Origin of the sequence: Actinokineospora globicatena (assembly GCF_024171945.1) — a bacterium.
Taxonomy (GTDB): Bacteria; Actinomycetota; Actinomycetes; order Mycobacteriales; family Pseudonocardiaceae; genus Actinokineospora; species Actinokineospora globicatena.
In genome coordinates this window covers 354,556-374,912 of sequence record NZ_JAMTCR010000005.1, presented here as the reverse complement: position 1 = coordinate 374,912, position 20,357 = coordinate 354,556, and the positions used below count along the sequence as shown (strand labels likewise).

Annotated in this window: 23 protein-coding genes and 1 riboswitch; of the genes, 9 read left to right on the top strand and 14 right to left on the bottom strand. The window is 71.4% G+C overall.

Features of this window, described 5'->3' with window-relative positions:
* Positions 1-75: 75 nt before the first annotated feature.
* The gene (locus LV79_RS25355) at positions 76-348 is read left to right on the top strand and encodes an ArsR/SmtB family transcription factor (RefSeq protein ID WP_253840741.1); all 273 of its coding nucleotides are present in this window, start codon (positions 76-78) and stop codon (positions 346-348) included.
* On the opposite strand, the gene LV79_RS25350 is transcribed toward LV79_RS25355, so the two are convergent.
* A complete protein-coding gene (locus LV79_RS25350) occupies positions 345-728 on the bottom strand; it encodes a VOC family protein (RefSeq protein WP_253840740.1) in 384 nt (127 codons plus the stop codon). The genes LV79_RS25355 and LV79_RS25350 overlap by 4 nt on opposite strands.
* 88 nt (positions 729-816) lie before the next feature.
* Here LV79_RS25350 and LV79_RS25345 point away from each other — a divergent pair, with 88 nt between their 5' ends.
* From LV79_RS25345 to LV79_RS25325, 5 genes are all read left to right on the top strand, one after another.
* Positions 817-1,251 (top strand): type II toxin-antitoxin system PemK/MazF family toxin, encoded by a 435-nt coding sequence (locus LV79_RS25345; RefSeq protein ID WP_253840739.1) that lies wholly within the window; start codon positions 817-819, stop codon positions 1,249-1,251.
* 109 nt (positions 1,252-1,360) lie between these two features.
* Positions 1,361-2,311 carry an SPFH domain-containing protein gene (locus LV79_RS25340; RefSeq protein ID WP_253840738.1) on the top strand — a complete coding sequence of 317 codons (951 nt, stop codon included), beginning with the start codon at positions 1,361-1,363 and terminating at the stop codon, positions 2,309-2,311.
* Positions 2,311-2,529, top strand: coding sequence for a type II toxin-antitoxin system antitoxin (locus LV79_RS25335; protein ID WP_253840737.1), 219 nt, complete (start codon positions 2,311-2,313; stop codon positions 2,527-2,529). Before LV79_RS25340 ends, LV79_RS25335 begins: the two co-directional genes overlap by 1 nt.
* Before the next feature lie 129 nt (positions 2,530-2,658).
* On the top strand, positions 2,659-2,922 hold the full coding sequence (gene rpsT / locus LV79_RS25330) for a 30S ribosomal protein S20 (protein ID WP_253840736.1): 264 nt from the start codon (positions 2,659-2,661) through the stop codon (positions 2,920-2,922).
* 70 nt (positions 2,923-2,992) lie between these two features.
* A complete protein-coding gene (locus LV79_RS25325; protein ID WP_253840735.1) occupies positions 2,993-3,499 on the top strand; it encodes an acyl-CoA thioesterase in 507 nt (168 codons plus the stop codon).
* A 164-nt stretch (positions 3,500-3,663) separates the two neighbouring features.
* Here the strand turns inward: LV79_RS25325 and holA are convergent, their stop codons facing one another.
* Entirely contained in the window at positions 3,664-4,641 is a 978-nt protein-coding gene (holA, locus tag LV79_RS25320) for a DNA polymerase III subunit delta (protein ID WP_253840734.1), read from the bottom strand.
* A 129-nt stretch (positions 4,642-4,770) separates the two neighbouring features.
* A riboswitch (SAM riboswitch) is annotated at positions 4,771-4,901 on the top strand.
* 11 nt (positions 4,902-4,912) lie between these two features.
* On the opposite strand from holA, the gene thrC reads away from it, so the two are divergent.
* Complete coding sequence (gene thrC, locus LV79_RS25315; RefSeq protein WP_253840733.1) at positions 4,913-6,172, top strand: threonine synthase; 1,260 nt, start codon at positions 4,913-4,915, stop codon at positions 6,170-6,172.
* A gap of 427 nt (positions 6,173-6,599) precedes the next feature.
* On the opposite strand, the gene LV79_RS25310 is transcribed toward thrC, so the two are convergent.
* The 8 genes from LV79_RS25310 to nadD form a co-directional block, all read right to left on the bottom strand.
* Entirely contained in the window at positions 6,600-8,927 is a 2,328-nt protein-coding gene (locus LV79_RS25310) for a ComEC/Rec2 family competence protein (RefSeq protein ID WP_253840732.1), read from the bottom strand.
* 465 nt (positions 8,928-9,392) lie between these two features.
* Entirely contained in the window at positions 9,393-9,539 is a 147-nt protein-coding gene (locus LV79_RS25305) for a hypothetical protein (protein ID WP_253840731.1), read from the bottom strand.
* Positions 9,536-10,198, bottom strand: a complete 663-nt coding sequence (locus LV79_RS25300) for a ComEA family DNA-binding protein (protein ID WP_253840730.1) — start codon at positions 10,196-10,198, stop codon at positions 9,536-9,538. The genes LV79_RS25305 and LV79_RS25300 overlap by 4 nt, the downstream gene beginning before the upstream one ends.
* Before the next feature lie 87 nt (positions 10,199-10,285).
* Entirely contained in the window at positions 10,286-11,122 is an 837-nt protein-coding gene (locus LV79_RS25295) for a DegV family protein (RefSeq protein WP_253840729.1), read from the bottom strand.
* Positions 11,123-11,133: 11 nt separating this feature from the next.
* Positions 11,134-11,883, bottom strand: coding sequence for a diglucosylglycerate octanoyltransferase (gene octT, locus LV79_RS25290; protein WP_253840728.1), 750 nt, complete (start codon positions 11,881-11,883; stop codon positions 11,134-11,136).
* On the bottom strand, positions 11,867-12,481 hold the full coding sequence (locus LV79_RS25285; RefSeq protein WP_253840727.1) for a histidine phosphatase family protein: 615 nt from the start codon (positions 12,479-12,481) through the stop codon (positions 11,867-11,869). The genes octT and LV79_RS25285 overlap by 17 nt, the downstream gene beginning before the upstream one ends.
* Positions 12,478-12,885 (bottom strand): ribosome silencing factor, encoded by a 408-nt coding sequence (gene rsfS / locus LV79_RS25280; RefSeq protein ID WP_253840726.1) that lies wholly within the window; start codon positions 12,883-12,885, stop codon positions 12,478-12,480. Before rsfS ends, LV79_RS25285 begins: the two co-directional genes overlap by 4 nt.
* A 61-nt stretch (positions 12,886-12,946) precedes the next feature.
* Complete coding sequence (gene nadD, locus LV79_RS25275; RefSeq protein ID WP_253840725.1) at positions 12,947-13,537, bottom strand: nicotinate-nucleotide adenylyltransferase; 591 nt, start codon at positions 13,535-13,537, stop codon at positions 12,947-12,949.
* A gap of 179 nt (positions 13,538-13,716) precedes the next feature.
* Between nadD and LV79_RS25270 the strand changes: the two genes are divergently transcribed.
* Both LV79_RS25270 and LV79_RS25265 read left to right on the top strand, forming a co-directional pair.
* On the top strand, positions 13,717-14,403 hold the full coding sequence (locus LV79_RS25270) for a nitroreductase family protein (protein ID WP_253840724.1): 687 nt from the start codon (positions 13,717-13,719) through the stop codon (positions 14,401-14,403).
* A 190-nt stretch (positions 14,404-14,593) separates the two neighbouring features.
* Positions 14,594-16,690, top strand: coding sequence for a RecQ family ATP-dependent DNA helicase (locus LV79_RS25265; RefSeq protein ID WP_253840723.1), 2,097 nt, complete (start codon positions 14,594-14,596; stop codon positions 16,688-16,690).
* 408 nt (positions 16,691-17,098) lie between these two features.
* Here the strand turns inward: LV79_RS25265 and proB are convergent, their stop codons facing one another.
* The 4 genes from proB to rplU form a co-directional block, all read right to left on the bottom strand.
* Entirely contained in the window at positions 17,099-18,214 is a 1,116-nt protein-coding gene (gene proB / locus LV79_RS25260; protein ID WP_253840722.1) for a glutamate 5-kinase, read from the bottom strand.
* Positions 18,211-19,665: a GTPase ObgE gene (gene obgE / locus LV79_RS25255; RefSeq protein ID WP_253841195.1), complete on the bottom strand. Its 1,455-nt coding sequence runs from the start codon at positions 19,663-19,665 to the stop codon at positions 18,211-18,213. Before obgE ends, proB begins: the two co-directional genes overlap by 4 nt.
* 89 nt (positions 19,666-19,754) lie before the next feature.
* The gene (gene rpmA / locus LV79_RS25250; RefSeq protein WP_092777103.1) at positions 19,755-20,012 is read right to left on the bottom strand and encodes a 50S ribosomal protein L27; all 258 of its coding nucleotides are present in this window, start codon (positions 20,010-20,012) and stop codon (positions 19,755-19,757) included.
* 15 nt (positions 20,013-20,027) lie between these two features.
* The gene (rplU, locus tag LV79_RS25245) at positions 20,028-20,336 is read right to left on the bottom strand and encodes a 50S ribosomal protein L21 (protein ID WP_253840721.1); all 309 of its coding nucleotides are present in this window, start codon (positions 20,334-20,336) and stop codon (positions 20,028-20,030) included.
* Positions 20,337-20,357: the final 21 nt, after the last annotated feature.

The following is a 20,357-nucleotide window of genomic DNA, read 5'->3' as shown; positions in this document are numbered from 1 at the left end:
CCCCGACGGCGGACGGGCTGTTCGGGTGGGTCGCCCCGCCGCCCCCGTATATTCCCGCTCGGTTATGTTGAGCCGGTGCCGACCACCTTCACCGTCCTGGCCGAACCGACCCGGCGGCGGATCCTGGACCTGCTGCGCGAGCAGCCCCGGTCGGTGGGCGAACTGGTCGCGGAGCTGGGCCTGACCCAGCCGGGCACCTCCAAGCACCTCAAGGTGCTGCGCGAGGCGGGCCTGGTCCGGGTCCGCCGGGACGCGCAGCGCCGCTGGTACGAACTGCGCGCGGAGCCGCTCACGGAGATCGACGGCTGGCTGGCGCCCTACCGGGGGCTCTGGGCGGCGGTCGACTAGCCCGGCTCGCGCGAGTCCAGCCGCATCGGGTGCTCCGGGGGCACCTCCACCAGCACGATCCGCACCCCGTCGGGGTCCGCGAGCCAGGCCTCGTGCAGCCCCCACGGTTGCAGGCGCGGCTCCTGCTCGAACTCGACCCCGCGCTCGCGGAGTTCGGCTGCCGCCTCGGCGATGTCGCGGACCTGCACCCACAGCGCGACGTCCGGGCTCGCCTCGTGGCCGCCTCGGCCGGAGAGCTCCAGGTGGCCGTTGCCCAGGAAGAAGACCGTGCCGCCGGGGAACTCGCGGAACACCGCCAACCCCAGGGTGTCGCGGTAGAACGCCAGGGACCGCTCGGGGTCGCGGGGGTGGATGATCACGCGGCTGCTGAGGAACTCCACGGTTCCAGTCCTACCCGCCACCCCGGCCGACCGCAGCGCGTCCCGTTCCAGCTCACCCGTCCGCCTGCCGGGGATTACGCTGCGTCCCGTGCAGATCGACGACGACCCGCGCCCCGCAAGCGGCGCCGTGTGGCAGGTGCCGACGAGCGACCGGCCGGAGAACCTCGGCTACGCGCCCGACCTCGACGGCGACGCCGATCCCGGCGAGATCGTCTGGGCGTGGGTGCCCTACGAGGACGACCCGGAGCGCGGCAAGGACCGGCCGCTGCTGGTCGTGGGCCGCACCGGCTCGTCGCTGCGGGCGCTGATGCTCTCCAGCAAGCCGCCCCGCCCGCACGAGGAGGACGAGACCCTCGAGCTGGGCAGCGGCGCCTGGGACCGCAACGGCCGCGTCTCCTACCTGCGCCTGGACCGCCTGTTCGGCCTCGGCGAGCACGACATCCGCCGCGAGGGCTCGGTCCTGGACCGCGAGCGCTTCGAGCTGGTCGCCGACACCCTGCGCACCCGCTACGGCTGGCACTAGCCACCTCCGCCCGACCCGGCACCGGGCCTGTTCGGCATACCCGGGGTAGCCCTCTCGGCGAAAAAGTGATATCACTTTGCTAGAGCTGAGCTAGCCCCTGGAGGCACCCGTGAACACCACGCCCGACGACTTCGACCGACCGTTGTTGCCCGCGCCGCACGTCCGGGAGAAGCCCGCGTTCGGGGCGGCAGGCCTGCCAATCGCCGCCGGGGCGGTGGTCATCGCGCTCGGCGGGCTCGCCCTCGCCGCGGTGGGGGTCGTCGCGCTGGGTGGCGAGATCGAACTCGGCCAGGGTGCGAGCGTGGCCGCGCTCGTGTTCGGGGTGCTGATCACCATCGCCGCGGCCGTCACCGGGGGCGGGTTGACCATGGTCGCCCCGGGTGAGGCCAGGGTCGTGCAGTTCCTCGGCCGCTACACCGGCACCGTGCGGCTCGACGGGCTGCGCTGGGTCAACCCGTTCACCACCCGGCGCAAGGTGTCCACCAGGATCCGCAACCACGAGACCGCGGTGATGAAGGTCAACGACGCCGACGGCAGCCCGATCGAGATCGCCGCGGTCGTGGTGTGGCAGGTCCAGGACACCGCGCGGGCGGTGTTCGAGGTGGACGACTTCATCGCCTTCGTCGCGATCCAGACCGAGACCGCGGTGCGCCACATCGCCACCACCTACCCGTACGACTCGCACGGCGACGAGCGCGGGCTGTCCTTGCGCGACAACGCCGACGAGATCACCCAGCGGCTCTCGGCGGAGATCGCGGCCAGGGTGGAGGCCGCCGGGGTCGGGGTCATCGAGTCCCGGATCACGCACCTGGCGTACGCGCCGGAGATCGCGGGCGCCATGCTGCGCAGGCAGCAGGCTGGCGCGGTGGTCGCGGCCAGGGCGCGGATCGTGGAGGGGGCCGTGGGGATGGTGGAGTTGGCGCTCGACCGGCTGGCCGCGCGCGAGGTGGTCGACCTCGACGAGGAGCGCAAGGCGGCGATGGTGAGCAACCTGCTGGTGGTGCTGTGCAGCGACCACGAGGCCCACCCCGTCGTCAACGCGGGCTCGCTCTACCACTGATGACCGAACGCAAGAAGGTCCTCCTGCGGCTGGACCCCGCCGTGCACGACGCGGTGGCCCGGTGGGCGAACGACGAGCTGCGCAGCACCAACGCGCAGATCGAGTTCATGCTCCGGCGCGCCCTCGCCGAGGCGGGGCGGCTCCCGGACGGGGCGGGTGGGCCTGCCAAGCGCGGTCGGCCCCGCAAGGCACCCGACGAGGACCAGCCGGACGGGTGACTGTTAACCTTGCTCGTCGCGCCGTGCGGCACTCCGCCATGGAGGAGACCTGCGCGAGCAGGGCCACCCGACCGCTCACCCGGTCCACCAGCGGCGCGCGATCCGGACTAGACCTCGAGGAGCACCCCTATGGCGAACATCAAGTCCCAGCTGAAGCGGATCAAGACGAACGAGAAGGCGCGCCTGCGCAACAAGTCCGTCAAGTCCTCGGTCAAGACCGCGATCCGCAAGTTCCGCGAGGCCGCCGAGGCCGGTGACCAGGCCAAGGCGCAGGCCCTGCTCGCCGAGGCCAGCCGCAAGCTGGACAAGGCCGCGGGCAAGGGCGTCATCCACCCCAACCAGGCCGCCAACAAGAAGTCGGCGATGGCCCAGCGGGTGAACAAGCTCGGCTGAGCTCAGGCTCACACGCGGCGCCGTTCCCCACGGGGGGCGGCGCCGCTGCCGTATGCGCGAGACTGCGGCCATGGACCTGGACCCGAAGCCCACCTCGGCGGCGAGGACCTCGCTGTCGCACATCATGACCGCGGTGGACACCAACCTGCTCGGCACCGTCCACGGTGGAGTCGTCATGAAGCTGGTCGACGACGTCGCGGGCGCGGTCGCCCAGCGCCACTCCGGCGGCCCGGCGGTGACCGCCGCGATGGACGGCATGACCTTCCTGCACCCGGTCCGCGTCGGTGACCTGGTGCACGCGCACGCCCAGGTCAACTGGGCGGGCCGCTCCTCGATGGAGGTCGGCGTCCGCGTCCTGGCCGAGCCGTGGGACCGCGCGGGCGTCGCCCCGACCAAGGTCGCCACCGCCTACCTGGTCTTCGTAGCCGTCAACGACGACGGCACCCCCCGCTCCGTCCCGGCCGTCTCCCCCGAAACCGAGGAAGACGAACGCCGCCTGCGCGAGGCCGAGATCCGCCGCCAACACCGCCTGGCCCGCCGCAACGAGATCCTCGCCAGCCGAGCCCTCAAACCCTGACCCCCGACTTGTCCACAACCCCCCACACCGTCCACAGCCCGCATCGCACGCTTCCACCCACCAACACGCCCCCATACCCTGGATCTTCGGGGGGTGCTCGGAACGGGGCATGCCCTATTCGGGCTGTCCACGGCGGATGGAGCGGTGACCGTTGTGGATGGTGGTCAGTCTTGGCGGTGCGCTTCGGCGAGGCGGAGGACGGCGCGTTCCAGGGCGTAGTCGGCGTCGGCGGCGACGCCCTTGACGTCGGCGTTGACCTCGGCGACGGCGCGCATCGCGGCCGCGAGGCCTGCCGGTTTCCAGCCGCGGGACTGGGCGAGGGCCTTCTTGACCTTCCAGGCGGGCATGCCGAGCTCGCCGGCCAGCTTGAACGGGTCGGCGCGGCCCGCGCCTGCGACCCTGGCCACGGTGCGGACCGCGTCGGCGAGCGCGTCGGCGACCAGTACGTGCGGCACTCCCAGCTGCATCGCCCAGCGCAACGCCTCCATGGCGCCCGCGACGTCCCCGGTGACGGCCTTCTCCGCGACGGCGAAGCCGCTGACGTCGGCGCGTCCACGGTGGTAGCGGCGCACGGCCTCCTCGCTGACGTCGCCCGCCGCGTCGGCCACCAACTGGGCTGACGCCGCCGCGAGCTCGCGCAGGTCCGAGCCGACGGAGTCGATCAGCGCGGCGACCGCCCTGGGGTCGGTCTTGCCCCCGGCGCGGCGGATCTCGTTGCGCACGAAGGCCTCCCGCTCGGCGGCCTTGGTGATCTTCGCGCACTCGGTGACGACGGCACCGGACTTCTTCATGGCGGCGACGATGTCCTTGCCCGCCTTGCGCCCGCCGCCGTTGTGCACCACGGCGAGCACGATCCCCTCGGCGGGCGACTTGGTGTAGTTGATCACCAGCGCGGCGATGTCCTGGGTGGCCTCGTGCGCGGCGTCGAGCACGATCACCCGGCCCTCGGCGAACAGCGACGGGCTGACCATCTCGACCAGCTCTGGCCCTGTGAGATCAGCCACCTTGAGCCTGGTCAGGTCGGCGGATGCGTCGGCGAGCCGCGCGGTCTCCAGGATGGCCCGGACGGCGCGTTCGATGAGCAGTTCCTCTTCTCCCAACACCAGTTGCAGTGGTGGGGGGAGGACCGAGGGCGAGTTCACGCCCGCGATCCTGCCACGCCGGTCCGACCGCGCCTGGCCGGGCGCGCGCGGGCAACGGGCTGGCCGAGGTGCCCGGCGGTGCCGTACCGTTGCCGTCACGCACGGGTGACCCCGGCGACAACTGAATACCGCTCATCCAGAGGGGCAGAGGGAAACGGCCCGATGAAGCCCCGGCAACCGGCGTACGCGTCACTTCCTCATCGCGAGGAGGCGGACGACCACGGTGCCAATTCCGACCCGCCACGCGGGATAGATGAGGAGACACCTCGCGATGACCTCTGTCGACGTCCAGACCAGCACCATCGACCTCGGCCCCGCCCGGGCGCTGTCCTGTCGTGAGTGCGGCCACCAGATCCCCCTCGCCGCCGAGTTCGCGTGCGCCGAGTGCTTCGGCCCCCTCGAGGTCGCCTACGACTTCGGCACCGTGACCAGGGCGGACATCGAGGCGGGCCCCAAGTCGATCTGGCGCTACAAGCGCCTGCTGCCCGTCCCCGCCGATGTCGAGCGCCACCCGAACACCGACCCGGGCCTGACCCGCCTGGTCAAGGCCGACCGGCTCGCCGCCGCGCTCGGCGTGAAGTCGCTGTGGGTCAAGGACGACACCGGCAACCCGACGCACTCGTTCAAGGACCGCGTGGTCGCGGTCGCCCTCGCCGCCGCCCGCACGCTGGGCTTCAGCGTGCTGGCCTGCCCGTCGACCGGCAACCTGGCCAACGCCGTCGCCGCCGCGGCCGCCCGCGCGGGCTGGGACTCGGTGGTGCTGGTCCCGTCGTCGCTGGAGCGCGCGAAGATCCTCACCACCGCCGTCTACGACGGTGCGCTGATCGCCGTCGACGGCAACTACGACGACGTCAACCGGCTGGCCACCGAGCTCGCCGCCGAGCACGAGGACTGGGCGTTCGTCAACGTCAACGTCCGCCCGTACTACGCCGAGGGCTCCAAGACGCTGGGCTACGAGGTCGCCGAGCAGCTCGGCTGGCGCCTGCCCGGCCAGGTCGTGATCCCGGTGGCGTCCGGCTCGCAGCTGACCAAGGTGGACAAGTCGTTCCGCGAGCTCGGCGAGCTGGGCCTGGTCGAGCCCACCCCGTACCGGATCTTCGGCGCGCAGGCCACCGGCTGCTCCCCGGTGTCGGCGGCGTTCAAGGCGGGCGCGGACGTGATCCGCCCGGTCAAGCCGGACACCATCGCGCGCTCCCTGGCCATCGGCGCCCCCGCCGACGGCCCGTACGTGCTCGACTCGGTCCGCCGCACCGGCGGCGCCGTCGAGGACGTCACCGACGCCGAGGTCGTCGAGGGCATCCGCCTGCTGGCCCGCACCGAGGGCATCTTCGCCGAGACCGCCGGTGGCGTCACCGTCGCCACCGCGAAGAAGCTCATCGAGACCGGCCAGCTCGACCCGGACGCCGACACCGTCCTCCTCATCACCGGCGACGGCCTCAAGACCCTGGACGCCGTCCAGGACCACATCGGCCCCCGCGCCACGATCCCCCCGACGGCCGCCGCCGTCCACGAGGTCCTCAACCGCGGCTAAGCCCCACCTCCTTTCCAGGTCAGACAGCACCACGCCTGACCTCGCTCGTTCGCCTCACAGGTCCTAACTCGCCGTCCCGTGGGCGGGGTGACGCACCCACCCCACCCACGGGACGCGTCTGTCTCCGCCCTCCAACCGCCATCGACCCGCTCCGACCGCCAACACGCGTTCCGGCAGCCGTGGCGAGTTCCGTTCCAACCACGCCTCAGGCCGCTACGCGCGATTCGGCCAGCACGACACGATCCCAGCCGTCGCCGCCGGATCCAGCTACCTCTGCGCGAGCTTGCCGTCGCGGCCTAATCCAGCTGTCACAGCAAGATCGGGCGGCCTGGCGCATCCAGCAGCGATGGTCCGCGTCCGCGACCAGGGCCCGTTCGGCTGCCAAGACCCAATTCGGCAGCCCCAGTGTGCGTCGGTGGGCGTGGGGCTACCGGCGTGGCGGCCTGGGGTCGCCTCGGCGGACCATGGCGGGACCTCCCGGTCCGGCGACTATCGCTGTGTCGCCGTCGCGGTCGGTTCGGGCGATGTGGGTGCCGCTGCGGGTGAGGGCGGTGAGGGTCTGTGGGCTGGGGTGGCCGTAGCGGTTTCCCCCGCCCACGCTGACCACGGCGATCCGCGCGCCCACCGCCGCCAAGAAATCCGGTGCGGTGTAACGGGAACCGTGGTGCGGGACCTTCACCACCTCCGCCGCCAGGTCCGTCCGACCGGTCAGCAAGGCGGCCTGGGCTGCCAGTTCGACGTCGCCGGTGAGCAGCACCCGCCCGGCCTTGGTGGTCGCGCGCAAGACCACCGAGCGGTTGTTGATCGCCGTGCCATCTGTCTCGGTACGTTCCTCCTCTCCCTGTGGGGCAAGCACTTCCACTGTCAATCCCGGCCAGGCCATCCGCTGACCTGCGATCACGCTGACCAACGGCACGTGCGCCGCGGCGGTCTGCGCCCGGACCTGCCGCCACGCCCATTCCGGCGCGCGCCCCGGCCCGACCGCGACCGCACCGACCGAGCGGTCGGCCAACACAGACTCCAGCCCGCCCACGTGATCGGCGTGCAGGTGGCTGAGGATCACCAAGGCCACCTGCCGCACACCGAGCCGGTCCAGGCACTCCCGCACGGGAGCCGGATCCGGTCCGGTGTCGACCAGGACCGCCCGCTCGCGGTCCTCTGTGGACAGAACCACGGCGTCGCCCTGGCCGACATCGCAGGCGACGGCCGCCCACCCGGGTGGCGGCCATCCCGGTGCCAGCACCCGGACCGGGAGCAGCACGAGCACCGCCACGACGACGGCCACACCCAAGGCGACCCTGGTGGACCGGCTGCGAAGCCCGAGCACCAAGCCCCCGACCAGCAGGGCGAGTGCTACCCCGCCCCACCACCCGGACGGCCAGTCGACGGCCGCGCCGGGCACTCGAGCTGCCCAGCGACCGACGACCACCAGCCAGTCCACCTCCGGCCCAGCCAGCCGCACCAGCCATTCCGCCGCCCACGGGGAGACAGGCATGACCAGCGCGGCCCCGAGACCGAACACGGTCGCGGGCGCCACAACCGGTGCGGCGACCAGGTTGGCCACCACCGCGACCAGGCTGACCTGCCCGCTCATCCCGGCGACGACGGGCGCCGTCGCGAGATGAGCCGCGGCAGGCACGACCACCGCCTCGGCGAGCAACCTGGGCACCCGCCGCCGAGCCAGCCGATCGACCCACCCCGGCACCACGAGTACCAAGGCGGCCGTCGCCAACACCGACAGCACGAACCCGAAGCTGACCGCCATCGCCGGGTCGATCGCGACGAGCACGATCACCGCCACCGCGAGCGCGGGCAACGCCGACCGCTCCCGCCCGAGCGCGAGCGCCAGCAACCCGATCGCGCCCATGACCCCGGCCCGCAGGACGCTGGGCTCCGGCCCGGCGAGGACGACGTACCCGACGAGTGCGAGCAGCGCTGCCACCGCCGACCCCCGTGGCCCGACCCGCGTCAACCGCACCAGGAACAGCACGGCGACGCAGACCACGGCCAGGTTCGCGCCGCTGACGGCCAGCAGGTGCGCCATCCCGGCGGCCTTGAAGTCGTCGTCCACCGACGGGGCCATCCCCTCGGTGTCCCCGACCACCAGCGCGGGCAGCAGCCCGGCGGACTCCTCGTCCAGGACCGAGGACGCCTGCCGGAGCCCGGCCCGGAGCCCTTGCGCGGCGACCTGCCACGCGGGAGCGTCCGTGACCTCGGTTGGTGGCCCGCGAACCCGCAACACGGCGACAGTCAGACTGCCGGGCTCAGCTGGGCCGAGCGTCCCGCCTGCCACCAGTTGCTGGCCGGGCAAGAGCCCGGCCCACTGGTCGACCGGCGCGAACAGCAGCACCCGACTGCCCTCGGCGGTCGCCGGGATGATCACCGACCGCACGCCCGACGGCATGGCCCCAAACCCACTCGCCCGCAGGTTCCTCGGGCGTTCCGCCACCTCCACTCGTAGTTCGACCACCGCCTCATGAGCAGCGGCGACCCGCAACGGATCGTTCGCCGCCTCCCGAACCCGCCATGCCACCGGACACAGAGCCAGCAACCCGCAAGCCACCAACGGCCAACCGGCCCTGATCACCGGCATCCGCTTGGTGTGCCGCAGGTGCACGACACCTAGCACCACAGCCACCCCACCAACCACGATGGCAAGCACCCAGTGCACCAACAGCCCCGCCAACCCGGCCAACCAGACCGCGAGTGCCCCGGGCACCAACCGCCAGTCCGGACCACCGACATCCCCGCCCATCACACCCCCTGTCTCCCAAGCAATCCACCGAGCTGAACGCCCCGGCCATCCCAATTCCCATGACTACAGCGACACATCACCAACACACGGGCAAGCACTTCGTGGCCCGCCCTCAGTCCCACCACCCCGCAAAACGCGATCCGATCGCCGGGGCCGGCAGGCACAATCCCCTCGCGCTGAGCCCGCACGCCAGCGACACCCATCACTTGATGCCCGGTCTCCCCAGCGATCCACGATCGTGAAGCCCAAGCCGCTGCAGAACCGATCAGTAGCCCCAGTCAGCTCACGCCCGGCCCCAGGTGACCCACCTCGAAAGCCTGGACCGTCGCCCTGACTCCGCTGCCTCAAGCGACCACTAGCCAGGGTCGTTGCGGATTCCCCTACGACAGTGGCGTTCCGCCGAAGGGCCAGCGAGGCCTGAGCATCCGCCAGTGGGTAAGCCGGGCCGCGCGACAAGGGCTGAGTTCATGGTGTGCTCCTAGTGCTGAAGGTGGCTGCTGTGGTGCAGATGAGGACGGCGAGGACAGCGGCGACGGACCAGTGGACAACCAGGCCCAGGAAGGTCAGGACGCCGAGGGCGGCGATGGTGGTGTCGGTGCCGACGTGGGTCATCGGACGACCACCAGGTCGCGGAGGGTGTCGAATCGGGTGGGGCCGATGCCGTCGACCTCGCGGAGTTGGTCGACCTTGGTGAAGCGGCCGTGTTTGGTCCGCCAGTCGAGGATGCGTTGGGCCGTGACCGTGCCGACGCCGGGCAAGGTGTCGAGGCGGGCGAGGGTGGCGGTGTTGAGGTTGACCTTGCCGCCAGGTTCGGGGACGTCCTCGACCACGGGCGGTGCGGGCGCGCCGACGTGGATCTGTTCGCCGTCGACCAGTTTCCGGGCCAGGTTGAGCGAAGCCAGGTCGGTTCCCGGCAGCACGCCGCCGCTCGCGCGCAGGGCGTCGTCGACACGGGCGCCGTCGGGCAGGGTGCGCAGGCCTGGCTCACGCACCTTGCCGACCACGTCGACGACGATCGTGGTCACCGCGGGCTGCTCCACGGCGGCCGCAGCCAGGGCAGGCGGCGGTTCACCAGGCGGCGACGACCCGGAAAGGGCCAGTACCCCGGCGATGGCCGCGCCCGCGATGGCGAGGCCGATGGCCAGGGTGACCGGGAACCGCCTGCGGGGTGGGTCGGCCGGGGGCTCACCCCGGTCCCAGGGGCGCCCGGCGATCGAGGCGAGCCGGGCGAGGACGGAGTCGATCTGCTTGACGCGCTGTTCGTCTGCCATGGAACCGACGGTAGGAACCCCACGGGGGCGGGGAAAGGCGCCGCCGTCTCCTGTGGACAGCTCGTGGGGTTGTGGATAACTCCGGGGTCAGCGCGGGCCGACGACGACGCCCAGCACGCCGGGTCCGGTGTGCGCGCCGATCACCGCGCCCAGCTCGGACACCACGCAGGTCGCCCCCGGGAGGCGGGCGCCGAGCCGGGTGGCCAGGTCCGCCGCTCGATCCGGGTCAGCGAGGTGGTGCACGGCGATACCCACTGGCGACTCCCCCGCCGCATCCACAGCCAAGTCGACGAGACGGCTGACGGCGCGACTGGTGGTGCGCACCTTCTCCAGCGGCACGATCTGCCCGTCGGCCACGTGCAGGATCGGCTTGACCGCCAGCGCCGTCCCCACCATCGCCGCCGCCGCGCCGATCCGCCCGCCGCGCCGCAGGTACTCGAGGGTCTCGACGACGAAGAAGCACTTGGTCGCGGCGGCCGCTTCAACAGCCGCAGCCTCTACCGCCTCTCCCCCTGCGCCCGTCGCCGCTACCTCGGCCGCACGGAGCACGGCGAACCCCAAGCCCATCGCCGTTGTCCTGGAGTCGACGACCCGCACCGCCGCACCGAACTCCTCAGCGGCCAGCCGAGCGGACTCCCAGGTCCCCGACAGCTCCCGGGAGAGGTGCACCGAGAGCACCCCGTCGGCACCGGCGTCGAGCAGCGCGCGGAAGTTCTCGGCGAACTCGGCGGGGTTGGGCCGGGAGGTGGTGACCATCCGCCGCTCCCGGAGCGCGGCCGCCAACTGGGCGGGCCCGATGTCGAGACCGTCGCGGCCCTCTCGACCGTCCACACGCACCAGCAGCGGGACGACGTGGACCCCTTGCCGGTCTGCCGAGCCCTCCGGCAGGTAGGCGGTGGAGTCGGTGAGCACGGCGAAGGGCACGTGTTGGGAGCCTAGTTGTCCGGGCGCCCGGCCAACAGCGGCGCAAGGTGCCCGGCGAGCGCTGTGGCGACCATCCGGTGCCCCTCCCAGCCCCAGTGGATGCCGTCAGGGTTGCCGTGACCACGCAGAACGTGCTCGCTGATGACCTCGGCGACGTCGAAGGGCACGACGTTGTTCCGATCCGCCCAGTCGCGCATAAGAGCGAGCGTTCGTGACCTGCCGCCGTGCATGTGACCGTACGCAGGCGCTCGGTGGACCGAGGGCAACATGACCACCACGGGCACGTCCGGGCGAAGCGCGCGGACAGCGACCACGATGTCGTTGAGGTACCGGACGGTCAGCTCTGCCGGTAGCGCCACCGGCCATCCACCGGTCGCACGGGACGCCCAAGGCTGCACAGCCAGGTAGGCCCTACGCACATAGCGCCGCAACCAGTCTGGGCGTAGGTAACGGATGCCCTGGCGTAGGTAGGTCGGTAGTGGCGACGGCAGCGTGTCCATGCCACCGACCGCTAGCACCAACGCGTCGATGTCGGGCATGTGCGTCCACACGCGAGGGTCACCCACCAGTGACCAGTACGCGTCACGCGCGGTCCAGCCGAAGCCCGCGAACAGCTCGGTCTGCGCGTCGACCGCCGCGGCGGCGAGGTTGGGCCACAGACGCTCGTCGTTGGCCGGGTGGGGACCGTCGGGGCCGTGGAAGCTCAGCGAGTCGCCGAACACCAGCACGGTCGCCCGGGTGGCACTAGCCGGTGATGCCAACGTTGTACGCGATCAGACGCCAGGCGAGCCCACTGGTCTCGCGGCGAGCTAGCACCGTCCAGTGGCAGTTGGAGATATTGCCGAGCTGCCACCAGTTGCCCACGGGGAGCTCTAGGAGGCTCCCGGTCAACGCCGTGATGAGGCCACCGTGCGCGCACAGCACCGCGGTCTCGTCAGTCCCCTCGTCGAGCCCAGCGACCACCTCGGTAGCCCTGGCCGCGACCTCTACGCGGGACTCGCCCCCGGGCGGGGTCCAGGTCGCGTCGGTCTGCCACTCGGCGCGACCACCCGGCCACTCCTCGTCGATCTCGGCGCCGGTCTTGCCCTGCCAGTGCCCGAGGTTGGTCTCGCGCAAACGCTTGTCAAACCGCAGCGGGACGCCGACCGCCTCACTGAACACCGTGGCGGTGTCGGTGGCCCTGCGCAGGTCAGAGGCCACGACGACGTCCGGGGAGAACCGGGCCAGGGCGGGTACGGCGAAGCGGGCCTGGTTGCGGCCGACCTCGGTGAGGTTCGAGTCGATGTGGCCCTGCATCCGGCCCGAGGCGTTGTAGTCGGTCTCGCCGTGGCGCCAGAGCACGAGCCTGCGCAGGGTCACTCGACGTCCTCGCGGGCCGGGGCGGCGTCCTCGGTCACATCCGAGGGGCCCGCCTCGAAGTCGATGCGCGGGCAGTCCTTCCACAGCCGCTCCAGGCCGTAGAACGAGCGCTCGTCGGCGTGCTGGATGTGCACCACGACGTCGACGAAGTCGAGCAGCACCCAGCGGCCCTCGCGGGCGCCTTCGCGGCGGACCGGCTTGGAGCCCGCTTGGCGCAGCTTCTCCTCCACCTCCTCCACGATCGCGCCGACCTGCCGCTCGTTGGCGGCGGAGGCGATCACGAAGCAGTCGGTGATGACGAGCTGGTCGGAGACGTCCAGCACGATCACGTCGGTGGCCTTCTTGTCCGCCGCTGCCCCAGCTGCGACCAGCGCCAGTTCGCGTGCCTCGTGCGTCGCTGCCACGTCACTCCTCGTTCAGGTTTCCCAGGGTCCAACCAGTCGAGGGTACCGGGTGACCTGCTGGTCAGTCCCCAGCGGCGTAGAGGCCGCGCTTGGAGATGTACTGGACCACCCCGTCGGGGACCAGGTACCAGACCGGGAGACCCGATTCGACCCGCGTGCGGCAGTCCGTGGAGGAGATGGCCAGGGCGGGGACCTCCACCAGGCTCACGGTCCCGGACGGTAGGTGCGCGTCGGCGAGGCTATAACCGGGACGGGTAACGCCAACGAAGTGCGCGAGGGTGAACAGCTCCTCAGCGCGGTGCCAGCCGAGGATCTGTTCCAGCGCGTCGGCACCGGTGATGAAGAAGAGGTCCGCGTCGGGGTACTGCGCGCTGAGGTCACGAAGCGTGTCGACGGTGTAGGTCACGCCGGTGCGATCGATGTCCACGCGGCTCACCGAGAACCTGGGGTTGGACGCCGTGGCCACCACCGTCATGAGGTAGCGGTCCTCGGCGGCGCTGACCTGGCGGTCCTCCTTCTGCCACGGCACCCCGGTCGGGACGAACACGACCTCGTCCAGGTCGAACCGGGCCTGCACCTCACTCGCCGCCACCAGGTGACCGTGGTGCACGGGGTCGAAGGTGCCGCCCATGATGCCAATCCGGCGCGCCATGACCGGAGCCTACGGCCGGGTCCGACCCACGTCCTGACATGCGGCGACACGTATGAGCAACATCATGCGCACCCCGGGTGGCGGCCGACTTCCGGACACCACCGTTCGGGCCATGACATCGGCCCTATGACCGGATCGGTATGACCGTGAGTGGCGATCGGACCGGGAGACTGCCGGACATGGCTTGGATACCGATCCACGATCAGCCGTACGACCCCGTGCCGTACCGACCTGCCAAGGTCTCGGCCGCGGAGTCGCTGCAGGCGGCTGCTGATCTGCGCGCGAAGATGGACCAGCGCAGAACCGTGCGCGCGTTCTCCACGGAACCGGTGCCCGAGCAGGTCGTCGTGGACGCGATAGCGGTGGCGGCCACCGCCCCCTCCGGCGCCCACCAGCAGCCGTGGACGTTCGTCCTGGTCACCGACCCCGAGGTGCGCGCGCGGATCCGCGAGGCGGCGGAGACCGAGGAGCAGATCTCCTACGCGGGCAGGCTCGGCGAGGAGTGGCTCTCCGCGTTGCGTCCACTGGGGACCGACCAGAACAAGCCCCACCTGACCGACGCGCCCTTCCTCATCGTCGTCTTCGAGCAGCGGTACTTCCTGGACGAGGAAGGCGAGCAGCACAAGCACTACTACGTGGACGAGTCGGTGGGCATCGCCGTCGGCATGCTGCTGACCGCGTTGCACCTGTCGGGCCTGGCAGCGTTAACGCACACGCCCAGCCCGATGAAGTTCCTCTCCGAGGTGCTCGGTAGGCCTAAGAACGAGAAGGCGTTCGCGGTGATCCCGGTCGGTTACGCGGCCGAGGACGCCACGGTCCCGCGCCTGATCCGCAAGGATCTCGACCAGGTCATGGTCCGGATCTGAGCGATCCCCACAGCTCCGGCGGAAAGCTGCCGCTTCGCCCGCCGGGGATCCCGGTCACCATGATCGGGGACCCGCCCCGCGCGGATGGTGCGCGTCCGCGCGCGGCGGGTCCATCCACAACGTCCCGAGTTGTCCACAGGGCACCGACACCCGCTCGACGCCACTCGCCCCGACGCGGTATCCATGTGACGTGGACGACATCGCATTGCGAAACTCGGCGGAAGAACGACTGCGCGCCCTGGCTGGCCCCGGGGCGACGCTGCGCGACGATCAGTGGACGGCCATCGAGGCCCTGGTCGCGAGGCGCCGTCGGGCATTAGTGGTGCAGCGCACCGGCTGGGGCAAGTCCGCTGTGTACTTCGTGGCCACCGCGTTGCTGCGCGAGCTGGGCGAGGGGCCGACGGTGATCGTGTCACCACTCCTCGCCCTCATGCGCAACCAGGTGGAGGCGGCGGCGCGGGCCGGTGTCCGGGCGGCGACGATCAACTCGGCGAACGCCGAGGACTGGGACCGGGTGCACGAGGCCGTCGCCACTGGCGAGGTCGACGTGCTGCTGGTGAGCCCGGAGCGGCTGAACAACCCGGACTTCCGCGACTCGGTGCTCCCCCGGTTGACGGCGTCCGCCGGGATGCTGGTCGTCGACGAGGCGCACTGCATCTCCGACTGGGGCCACGACTTCCGGCCTGACTACCGTCGCTTGCGGACACTGCTGGGTGAACTGCGTCCGGGAGTGCCGGTCCTCGCCACCACTGCGACGGCCAACGACCGGGTGGTTCGGGACGTGGCGCACCAACTGGGACTTGGCGCGGAGGACGCGTTGGTCCTGCGCGGCGCCTTGGACCGGGAAAGCCTGCGGTTGGGCGTGTTGCGGCTGCCGACGCCGCAAGCGAGGTGGGCGTGGCTCGCGGAGAACCTGGGCAAGCTCACCGGATCCGGGATCATCTACACGCTGACGGTCGCGGCCGCCGAGGAGTTGGCGTCGTTCTTGCGGGAACGCGGGTATGAGGTGCAGTCCTACACCGGTCGGACCGACACCACGGACCGGTTGCGCGCCGAGGACGACCTGCTGGCGAACCGGGTCAAGGCGTTGGTCGCGACCTCGGCGCTGGGAATGGGGTTCGACAAACCGGACCTGGGTTTCGTGGTGCACGTGGGCGCGCCGCAATCCCCCATCGCGTACTACCAGCAGATCGGGCGTGCCGGTCGTGGTGTGCTGCGAGCGGATGTGGTGCTGTTGCCGGGCACCGAGGACAAGGACATCTGGTCGTACTTCGCCTCGCTCGCGTTCCCACCCGAGCACTTCGTGCGCCAGGTGCTCGCCGCGTTGGCCGAGGCGGGCAGGCCGCTGTCGACTATGGCGCTGGAACCCCGGGTCGACCTGTCCCGAGGGCGCTTGGAGATGGTCCTGAAGGTGCTCGACGTCGACGGCGCGGTACGGCGCGTGCGCGGCGGGTGGGAGCACACGGGCCAGGCGTGGGAGTACGACGCCGAGCGGTACGGGCGGATCGCCAGCGCGCGGCAGGCCGAGCAGGACGCGATCCTGGCCTACCAGGAGACCACCGGCTGTCGGATGGAGTTCCTGCTCCGCCAACTCGACGACCCGCACGCCGCGCCCTGCGGTCGGTGCGACAACTGCTCCGGCCAACTGCGGGAAGCCACGGTGTCCGCGGAGGAGATGGCCATCGCCCAAGAGAAATTACGTCGGCCCGGGGTCGAGGTCACGCCAAAGAAGGCCTGGCCGACAGCAATGGCAACGCTCGGCGTCGCGCTCACGGGGAAGATACCGGCGGGCCGCCTAGCCGAGCCGGGCCGGGCGTTGGGGCGGTTGACCGACATCGGGTGGGGCAACCGGCTGCGGGACCTGTTCGCGTCCACAGAGGACACCGAGGTACCCCCAGACCTGGTCGACGCCTGCGTGAAGGTGTTGGCCGCGTGGGGGTGGAGCGAGCGACCAGCCGGAGTGGTCACCGTCGGCTCCACCCGCCACCCCCGACTGGTGTCCAGCTTCGGGAGCGCGATCGCGTCGATCGGCCGCCTCCCACTGCTGGGCACGGTCACCGTCGGCGCGTCGGCTCCACGGGCCAACAGCGCACAACGGTTGGCCTGGCTGTGGAACTCGATGTCAGTGGACGAGGACCTGGGTGAGCGCGTCCGCGCGACCCCCGGCCCACTCCTGCTGGTCGACGACCGCATCGACACCGGCTGGACCATGACAGTCGGCACCACCCTGCTGCGCGACGCAGGAGCCACCGCGGTCCTCCCGTTCGCCTTGGCCACCACCAGCTGAGGCCCCGCGCAGCACACAACCACCGCAACGATCGCAGAAAGGAGACCCCACTCGACAGGAGTCGTGACAACTGAATCGCCAACCTGGTCCATAGAGGACCGATCCTGCACTCCCGTGCTCACACCAAAGCCGCACTCAGGTCGAACACCCGCGACGCCCGGCCGCGCTTGCGGGAGCGACACCGAAGCTGGGGCCGAGGCCACGCTGACAGGCAGACACCGCTCAAGCCAAGGCCTCGCCCCAAGGCCAAGCGACGCCCAGTCAGGGAGCGCCACACGGGTGAGCTAGCTCGTGCGGCGGTGGGCCAAGCCCTGGGTAGGCGGGATCCCTCGCCGCAGGCAAGGTCGTGCGGCGGTGAGCCGAAGCCACACCTAAGGCCGAGCCGTGGGCGGCATGGGCCCGCGGGGGCTAGGTGGTGTGGGTGAGGGGGACCAGGTCGTCGGCGTGGATTACTTCGCGGCGGCGGTCGGGGGGGTGGGGTTGGGTGGGGTGGCCGATGAGGGCGGGGAGTTCGGTGGCGTCGAAGTTGGTGATGCCGCGGGCGATGACCTTGCCGGTGAGGGTGGCCAGTTCGACGACGTCGCCTGCCTGGAAGTCGCCCTTGACGGTGGTGATGCCGGGGGCGAGGAGGGAGCGGCGGCGGTCGACGACGGCGGCCACAGCGCCGTCGTCGAGGGTGAGGGTGCCGGTGGCGTCAGCCGCGTAGGCGAGCCAGAAGCGGCGGGAGGTGAGGCGGCGGCCGGTGGCGGCGAAGGCCGTGCCGACGTCGGCCTGCCCCAGGGCGTTCGGCGCGTCGGACGCGGCGGCCAGTAGGACGGGTACTCCTGCGGCGGCGGCGAGTCGGGCGGCGGCCAGCTTGGAGGCCATTCCACCGGTCCCCAAGCCTGAGGCGCCAACGGTTCCGGCGCGCACTCCCTCCACATCGGACTCGCCAGCGACCTCGGCGATGCGCCGGGCCGCTCCGAGGCGGGGGTCGCCGTCGTAGAGGGCGTCCACATCGGACAGGAGGACGAGGGCGTCCGCGCCGATGAGGTGGGCCACCAACGCAGCCAGGCGGTCGTTGTCGCCGAAGCGGATCTCCTCGGTGGCGACCGTGTCGTTCTCGTTGACCACGGGGACCGCGCCCAAGGCGAGCAGGCGGGTCAAGGTGCGTTGCGCGTTGCGGTAGTGCGAGCGGCGGACGATGTCGTCCGCCGTCAGCAGGACCTGGCCGACGCGCAGCGAGTACCGCCCGAACGACGCCACGTACGCGTGCCCGAGGGCGATCTGGCCCACGCTCGCGGCGGCCTGCTGGGTTGCGAGGTCACGCGGACGGCGAGCCAGGCCCAGTGGCGCCAACCCGGCCGCGATCGCGCCGGACGACACCAGCACCACCTGGCTGCCCGCTGCCCTGCGCGCGGCGACCGCGTCGACCAGGGCGTCCAACCGCGCCGGGTCGAGCCCGCCCTCCGCCGTGGTCAGCGAGGACGAGCCGACCTTCACCACGACCAGCCGGGCTCCGGCGACCGCGGCGCGGGTGCTCACTCCTCGTCCTCGTCGAGCAGTTCCTCGAACGGGGTGCGGCGCAGGACCTTCTGGGCCTTGCGCTCGGGGGCACCCACGCGGCTCGGGCGGTCCAGGCGCGGGTCGGCACCGCGGTTGTGCATCATCATCGCCACGCCCGCCGGGGTGGAGGGCTCCCAGTCGAAGCTGACGCCGCCGATGGTCACCGGGCAGCCGGGGACCGCACCGGCCTTGGCCAGCGCCTCCTCGACACCGAGACGGGCCAGCCGGTCGGCCAGGTAGCCCACGGCCTCGGTGTTGTTGAAGTCGGTCTGCCGGATCCAGCGGTCCGGGCGCTCGCCGCGGACGATGAACCCGGTGTCGTCGTCGGGGTCGTGCTCGACGGTGAAGCCCGCGTCGTCGACGGCGGTAGGCCGCAGCACGATCCGGGTGGCCTCGGGCGCGGGCCTGCTCGCCCGGTCCTCCTCGATGACCTTGGCGAGCGCGAAGGTCAGCTCCCGCAGGCCCGCCCTGGTCACGGTGGAGATCTCGAACACCGGCAACCCGCGCGCCTCGATCTCCGGGCGCACCAACTCGGCCAGCTCCCGCGCCTCGGGCACGTCGAGCTTGTTGAGCACCACCAGCCGGGGCCGGTCGGCGAGGTTTCCGCCCAGTGCCGGGGTGTAGCGGGCCAGTTCGGCCTCGAGCGCGTCGATGTCCGAGAGCGGGTCGCGGCCGGGCTCGTAGGTCGCGCAGTCGACCACGTGCACCAGCACCGAGCAGCGCTCGATGTGGCGCAGGAAGTCCAGGCCGAGGCCCTTGCCCTGGCTGGCGCCCGGGATCAGGCCGGGTACGTCGGCGATGGTGTAGATCGAGTCGCCCGCGGTGACCACGCCCAGGTTCGGCACGAGCGTGGTGAACGGGTAGTCGGCAATCTTGGGCTTGGCCGAGGACACCACCGCGATCAGCGACGACTTGCCTGCCGACGGGAAGCCGAGCAGCCCCGCGTCGGCCACCGAGCGCAGCTCCAGGACCAGGTCGCGGGTCTCGCCCGGCTCGCCCAGCAGGGCGAACCCGGGGGCGCGGCGGGCCTTGGACGCCAGCGCGGCGTTGCCCAGCCCGCCCCGGCCGCCCCGGGCGGCGATGAACCGGGTCCCGTGGCCGACCAGGTCGACCACGATCTCGCCGGACTCGTCGAGCACCACGGTGCCGTCGGGGACCTTGAGCTCCAGGTTCTCCCCGGTGGCGCCGTCGCGGTTGGCGCCTTGGCCCTGCTTGCCGCTGTCCGCGTCCGCGTGCGGGCGGAAGTGGAAGTCGAGCAGGGTGTGCACGTTGTTGTCGACGACCAGCACGACGTCGCCACCGTTGCCGCCGTCACCGCCGTCAGGGCCGCCGAGCGGCTTGAACTTCTCGCGGTGCACCGAGGCGCAGCCGTTGCCGCCACTGCCAGCGGCGACGTGGATGACGACCCGGTCGACGAAACGGGACACCAGGGGACTTCCTCTCGACAAACGGACGAGGGGCGGGCCGGAGTCGTCCAGCCCGCCCCTCGTCTGAAGGGTCTAGCGTGCGTCCGCGGGGCTCAGGCCTCGACCGGGACGATGTTGACGGTCTTGCGGCCACGCTTGCTGCCGAACTGGACCGAACCGGCGGCGAGCGCGAAGAGGGTGTCGTCCTTGCCGCGACCCACGTTCACACCGGGGTGGAACTTGGTGCCGCGCTGGCGGATCAGGATCTCGCCGGACTTGACGACCTGGCCGCCGTAGCGCTTCACGCCGAGGTACTGGGCGTTCGAGTCGCGTCCGTTGCGTGAGCTGGACGCGCCTTTCTTGTGTGCCATGGCTGCTCAGGTCCTCTACTTGGTGATGCCGGTGACCTCGACGCGGGTCAACTTCTGGCGGTGACCCTGTCGCTTGTGGTACCCGGTCTTGTTCTTGAACTTGTGGATCCGGATCTTGGGGCCCTTGGTCTGCTCGACGACCTTGCCGGTCACCGAGACCTTCGCCAGGGCGTCCACGTCCGTGGTGACGTCGGTGCCGTCGACGACGAGCACCGCGGCGAGGTTCAGCTCGGTGCCCGGCGCGCCCTCGAGCTTCTCGACCTCGACGACGTCGCCGACAGCCACCTTGTACTGCTTGCCGCCGGTCTTGACGATCGCGTACATCGGGACGGAAGTCTCCTGCTA

Bases quoted from the DNA above. Each gene is read 5' to 3' on its own strand.
- LV79_RS25335 (WP_253840737.1), top strand. From the start codon at position 2,311: ATGACCGAACGCAAGAAGGTCCTCCTGCGGCTGGACCCCGCCGTGCAC.
- rpsT (WP_253840736.1), top strand. From the start codon at position 2,659: ATGGCGAACATCAAGTCCCAGCTGAAGCGGATCAAGACGAACGAGAAG.
- LV79_RS25325 (WP_253840735.1), top strand. From the start codon at position 2,993: ATGGACCTGGACCCGAAGCCCACCTCGGCGGCGAGGACCTCGCTGTCG.
- thrC (WP_253840733.1), top strand. From the start codon at position 4,913: ATGACCTCTGTCGACGTCCAGACCAGCACCATCGACCTCGGCCCCGCC.
- LV79_RS25310 (WP_253840732.1), bottom strand. From the start codon at position 8,927: ATGGGCGGGGATGTCGGTGGTCCGGACTGGCGGTTGGTGCCCGGGGCA.
- LV79_RS25305 (WP_253840731.1), bottom strand. From the start codon at position 9,539: ATGACCCACGTCGGCACCGACACCACCATCGCCGCCCTCGGCGTCCTG.
- LV79_RS25300 (WP_253840730.1), bottom strand. From the start codon at position 10,198: ATGGCAGACGAACAGCGCGTCAAGCAGATCGACTCCGTCCTCGCCCGG.
- nadD (WP_253840725.1), bottom strand. From the start codon at position 13,537: ATGGCGCGCCGGATTGGCATCATGGGCGGCACCTTCGACCCCGTGCAC.
- LV79_RS25270 (WP_253840724.1), top strand. From the start codon at position 13,717: ATGGCTTGGATACCGATCCACGATCAGCCGTACGACCCCGTGCCGTAC.
- rpmA (WP_092777103.1), bottom strand. From the start codon at position 20,012: ATGGCACACAAGAAAGGCGCGTCCAGCTCACGCAACGGACGCGACTCG.
- rplU (WP_253840721.1), bottom strand. From the start codon at position 20,336: ATGTACGCGATCGTCAAGACCGGCGGCAAGCAGTACAAGGTGGCTGTC.